This is a genomic window from Bradyrhizobium sp. (assembly GCF_017881085.1).
Classification (GTDB): Bacteria; Pseudomonadota; Alphaproteobacteria; order Rhizobiales; family Xanthobacteraceae; genus Bradyrhizobium.
Genome location: NZ_JADGRI010000336.1, coordinates 1 through 5,577, shown reverse-complemented (window position 1 = coordinate 5,577; position 5,577 = coordinate 1). Strand labels below are relative to the sequence as shown.

General features: G+C 60.4%; 6 protein-coding genes. All 6 read right to left on the bottom strand.

The window, feature by feature from the left end; translation table 11 throughout:
• The coding region (locus QZ213_RS23750) for an acetamidase/formamidase family protein (protein ID WP_291688523.1) at positions 1-296 on the bottom strand (296 nt) is incomplete at its 3' end.
• A 32-nt stretch (positions 297-328) separates the two neighbouring features.
• Positions 329-1,345: an alpha/beta fold hydrolase gene (locus QZ213_RS23745; RefSeq protein ID WP_291688522.1), complete on the bottom strand. Its 1,017-nt coding sequence runs from the start codon at positions 1,343-1,345 to the stop codon at positions 329-331.
• A 27-nt stretch (positions 1,346-1,372) separates the two neighbouring features.
• A complete protein-coding gene (locus QZ213_RS23740) occupies positions 1,373-2,494 on the bottom strand; it encodes an ABC transporter ATP-binding protein (RefSeq protein WP_291688521.1) in 1,122 nt (373 codons plus the stop codon).
• A gap of 14 nt (positions 2,495-2,508) precedes the next feature.
• Positions 2,509-3,354 carry an ABC transporter permease gene (locus QZ213_RS23735; RefSeq protein ID WP_291688520.1) on the bottom strand — a complete coding sequence of 282 codons (846 nt, stop codon included), beginning with the start codon at positions 3,352-3,354 and terminating at the stop codon, positions 2,509-2,511.
• A gap of 38 nt (positions 3,355-3,392) precedes the next feature.
• Positions 3,393-4,256, bottom strand: a complete 864-nt coding sequence (locus QZ213_RS23730) for an ABC transporter permease (RefSeq protein ID WP_291688519.1) — start codon at positions 4,254-4,256, stop codon at positions 3,393-3,395.
• 181 nt (positions 4,257-4,437) lie between these two features.
• Positions 4,438-5,577, bottom strand: a 1,140-nt coding sequence (locus tag QZ213_RS23725) for an extracellular solute-binding protein (RefSeq protein ID WP_291688518.1), incomplete at its 5' end; no start/stop codon positions are given.

The window sequence follows — 5,577 nt, the reverse complement described above, 5'->3', positions numbered from 1 at the left end:
TCCTTTTTGGCGCCGATGTCCAGGATATCGACGACAAGCAGATCGCCCGGTTCGGCACCCTTAACGCCGACAGGGCCGGACAGGAAATGCACAATCGACAGGTCGATGTCGCGCACGTCATCGGCCGAGTCGTTGTTCTTGATGAAGCCCCCGGTCCAATCATAGGTTTCTATGATGAACTCGTCGCCCGGTTTTACCCAGGCGACCATCGGGATATCGGGGTGCCAGCGATTGTGCACCATGTCGTTCTCATAAGCGGACTGCGTGAGGTCGACTTTGATAAGCGTTTCGGCCATCGATTGACTCCGTGAAGTGTGGTTGGGCGTGCTCAGCTGGCGAGCAATTCCTTGAGGGCTGCGTCGAGCACCTTGATGTCGTCGGGGCTGGTGCCGGGGCCGCCGGCGAAATGGCCCCAATAGGTTTCGACCACCCGCAGCTCGGCGTTCGGCATGTGCTTCACCTCGTTGGCGCTATCGGCCGGGGGGAAATACAGATCGGTCGAGGCCGGCATGACAAAGGCCTTGGCCTTGATCCCGGCCAGCGCCTTCTTGTAGTCGCCCTTGTAGATCGGGTTGTTGGAGATATCGCCGTTCTGCCAGGTCCACAGCATGGTCAGGAGGTTGTTGGCGTCCTTGGAGAGCAGCCAGCCTTCCCAGAATCCCACCAGGAAATCCTCCAGCGAGGCATAGCCCATGTGCTTGAGGTCGCCCTCGACGCGATAGAAGGTCTGCGAGAGGCCCCAGCCGGCATAGACGCGGGCGGCGGCGCGAAGGCCCTTGGCCGGTTGTTCGGTGTAGAAGCCGTCCTTGTAGGCGGCATCGGCCTGAAGTGCGGCCTTGACGCCTTCGAGGAAGACGAAATTGTGCCGCGAGCACTTGGCCGAGCCCTGGAACGGCAGGATGCGTTCGACCATGTCGGGGAAGATGGCGCCCCAATGAAAGGTCTGCAGCGCGCCCATCGACCAGCCCGTCACCAGCTTGACCTTGCTGATGCCAAACTTCTCGGTGACCAGCCGATGCTGCTGCACGACGTTGTCATAGGCCGTGATATTCGGGAAGCGAGAGCCGTTGAATGGAACCGGCGTATTGCTGGCCGAGGTCGACAGGCCGTTGCCGAATATGTTGGGGATGATGATGAAATATTTTGCCGGATCGAGCGCCATGCCGGAGCCGATCAGCCACTCGTTTTCGAGGTGCGTGCCGGAATACCAGCAGGGATAGACGATCACGTTGTCCTTGGCGGCGTTGAGCTTGCCATAGGTCTTGTAGGCCATCTTGGCGCCGCGCAGGATTTGTCCGCATTGCAGGGTCACATCGCCGAGCTCAAACATCTCATAATCGACCATAGCCAGTCCCTCTCTCTCGTTTACGGGTTACGCAGTTAAGGCAGTTGTTTTGGCAAGCAGACGCGCAAGGTGGCTCGGCCAGGTCGCCTGGACGACATCGCCAATCGCGTAGGGGTCGCGGAAGAAAGTGCGTTCGGGGATATAGGCGATGAACTCGTCGGTCCCGGTCGCATCCAGCATGACTTTGACAAAGTTGCCCTGATATTCGACCGCCAGCACCCGGCTCGCCAGCCAGGAGGTATCCGCCGCCACATCCATGCCTGGCCGGACCAGACCGACATCGTCTCGTCGCACCGCGATGTCGATGGTGTCGCCGGTGCTGACAGGGGCTGAGCCGACCGGGACCGCGATATGTTTCATCTGGGGCGATGCGAAGCTGGCGAGATCGCCGTTGATGGCATCGACCCGGCCGGCGAACACGTTCTGGCCGCCCAGGAACTCGGCGACATAGCGATCGCGAGGGGTTGCATAGACATCGCGGGCGGCGCCGGCCTGCCTGATCTCGCCGCGGTCCATCACCACGACCATATCGGCCAGCGCAATCGCCTCGAGCTGCGAGTGGGTGACGTGCACGAAGGTAATGCCGAGATCGCGCTGCATCCGCTGCAGCTCGAGCCGCATCCGCACCCGCAATTGCTCGTCGAGCGCGGACAGCGGCTCATCGAGCAGCAGCACCCGGGGTTCGGTGATGGCGGCACGGGCCAGCGCCACGCGCTGCTGCTGGCCGCCGGAGAGCTGCGCGGGCAACCGGTCGGCAAGCTCGGTCAGCCGAACCTTCTCGATCATGGCGTCGGTTTGCCGGTTACGATCCTTTTTCGACAGGCCGCGGATCCGCAACGCAAACCCGATATTGTCGCGCACGTTCAGATGCGGGAACAGCGCGTAGGATTGAAACATCATCGCGGTGCCACGCGCCACCGGCGGCAGCCCCACCACGTTTTCGCCGCCGATCAGGATCTCGCCGCCGGTCGGGTCTTCGTGGCCGGCTATCATGCGCAAAATCGTGGTCTTGCCGCAGCCTGACGGCCCCAGAAAGCAGCAATAGGCGCCGTCGGGAATCCTCAGATTGATGCCCTGCACCACGGTCGTTACGCCGTCATAGCTCTTGGTAAGACCGGCGAGTTCGATGTCGCCGCGCAGAACCGCCATTGTTTAGCCCCCGATCACGACGCGCCAGCGCCTCGCCGTTTTTGAATGAACACGATGGTTCCCAGCGCCGCGCCGATGATCAAAAACGAGATAATCGTGGTCACGGTACCCAGCGCATAAAGCGAGGGCGATGTGACGTTGAGCGTCATGCTCCAGATCTCCAGCGGCAAGGTGTTCTGGGGACCGGCGGTCTGCAGCGTCCGGGCGAACTCGTCATACGACAAGGTGAATCCAAACAACGCGACGGCCACCAGGCCCGGCGCCAGAACCGGAAGGATCACCAGCCGGATGGTCTGCCATGTCGAGGCGCCGAGATCGCGCGCCGCCTCCTCCCAGGCCGGATTGAAGCGCGACATCACCGCAAACATCACCAGCACGCCAAACGGCAGCGTCCAGGACAGCTGCGCACCCAGCGCCGAGGTGTAGGGAGATGTCTCGATGCCGATCGCATTGAACAAAAGCCCGACCCCGATGCCCAGCACCAGGCCCGGCGCCACCAGGCTGCCGATCATCAGCGCGAACACGATATTGTCCCCCGGAAAACGCCGGCGGAACGCCATCGCGGACATGAACGAGACCACCACCGTGATCACCGTCACCACGATCGCAAGCTTGATTGAGCGATCGAACGCGCCCTTGACGTCGCCGGTCCTCACCTGGGTGAACAGATCGACGAACCAGTGCAGCGACAGCCCCTTCATCGGGAACACCAGGCCGCCTCGCACATCCTGAAACGACAGGATGTAGATGCAGATCATCGGGCCGTAGAGCGCGATAACGTAGAATGTGAAGAGCCCGGCCAGCACATAAAAGGTCCATGGCCGGCTGCCGCGGCTTGGCGCGATCGCGTGTTTGGTCACGCGCGCCTCAGCGACAGCAACGCTCTGCGGCACCGCGCTCATTGGGTGATTTCTTTTCGGATATCGACGCTGCGCAGGATCAGGGAGACCATGACCAGCAATATCACCGTAAGGATGATCGCGCTCGCCGCAGCACCCGGATATTGCAGCACCGAAATGTCCTCGTAGAAGGCGCCGACCACCGACGCCGAGCCGCCGCCGGACATCACCTTGGTGACGAAGAAATCACCCATCACGATCGAGGCCACGAAAATCGAACCGAGCGCGATGCCGCTTTTGGAGAGCGGCACGATGATCAGCCGCATGATATCGAAGCGGCTGGCCCCCGCATCGATCGCCGCCTCGACCACGCGCTTGTCGATGCGCGCCATCGAATTGAAGATCGGCACGATCATGAATATCGTCAACTGGTGCACATAGGCGACGACCACCGCGAATCCGGAGTAGAGCAGGAATTCAAGCGGCTCGCGGATCAGGCCCAGATGCAAGAGCGCCGAATTGATCAGGCCTTCCTTGCCCAGCAGCGGAATCCAGGAAATCATTCTGATGATGTTGGATGTCCAGAACGGCACGGTGCAGATCAGGAACAGTCCGATCGCAAGCAGCGGATTGCGCACGTGGAAGACCAGGAAATAAGCCACGAAAAAGCCGAGCAGCAGCGTGAAGAACCAGGTCAGGATGGTGAATTTCACGGTTTCGAAATAGAGATTGTAGGTCAGGCCCGACGTCAACACCGTTCCGTAGTTCGCCAGAGTGAAGGTCGGAATCAGACCGCCGAAACCGTCGGTCTCGAACACGCTCGCGACCAGCACCACCAGTATGGGCAACACGAAGAACGGGACAAGCACGAGCATCAGCGGCGAAATATAAAGCCAGCTCGTCATCGATCGGGAAACAGCCATGAACACTCTCTGGGAGACATCCAAAACTCCGCCGGTCGGCGACAAGTCGACCGGCAGGTTGTTGATGACGGCCGGACTTAGAGCCTTTTCCGTTCCGATTGAATCGGAACGGAGGCCCTAATCTCTTTAATTTGACGCGTTTTCTTCACGCGAACCGGTATCCACTTCGCTTGAAAACGCTCTAGGCGACCTTGAAGTCGTTCCAGCGCTTGTTCATGTAGGCCGATTCATCCATCAGCGTATTCCAGCACGAGATATTGGTGACGCGCTCGACAAACGAGCCGCCGTCGCGGACCGTGCCGGCCACCTCCATCGGAACGCCGTACGGATCGGTCACAGGCTCGGGCGCCGGTTTGCCCTCGTACCAGAAGGTGTATTCGGCCGGCGTCATGAACTTCTTGGCGGTCGACGGCACCGGGCTGTAGTAGCCGTAGCGGCTCACAAACGCGCCCTGCCAGCCCGACATGTACCAGTTCATGTATTCATAGGCGGCATCGAGCTTCTTGCCGGTCAGATGCTTCATCAGCCCCATGCCGTTGCACCAGCCGCGATAGCCTTCCTTGCCGTCCTTGATGTTGACCGGGGCATAGACGCAAGGGATCTGCTTGACCCGAACGGCCGCGACCGCCGGCGACCACATCGACTGGATCACCACTTCTCCGGCCGCCATCAATTGCACCGACTGGTCGAACGTGGTCCAGGTGGCGCGGAACTGGCCGGCCTTCTTCAGTTCGATCAGCTTGTCGCAGGTGAAGTCGATCTCCTTCTTGGTCATGTTGCCTTTGTTGCCGTATTTGATCAGCCCGGCGCTTTCAAAACACAACGCCGCATCCATGATGCCGATCGCCGGCACATCGAGGATCGCCGCCTTGCCTTTGAACTTGGGATCGATCAGCTCCTTCCATTCCGTCACCTTGTGCCCCACCAGATCGGGACGGTAGCCGATCGAGTCGGCGTTGTAGACCTGCGGAACGTTGGTCAGCCACTCGGTGACGCCATCGTGCAACTCGGTGGAATCGGGCTTTTCGATGTAGAGCGCTTCGTAAGGCGAGATTCCCTGACGCGGAATCTTGTGGCCGTCGAGTTCGCCCTTGGTGAAAATGGGAAGAAAGTTGTCGAATTCCTTGATCTTCTTGGCTTCGATGCCCTGGATCACCCCACGCTTGGCCGCGAGCTTCGCCTGCCAGCCCTCGAGGTCCGCGATGTCGACGCTGTTCGGCTGGGTGATGAAGCGATTGATCGCGGCAGAGGTATCAAGGTTCTGCATCGTTACCTTGAAACCGAGATCCTTGGCCGCCTGGTCGCCGATCGCCTTCACGAC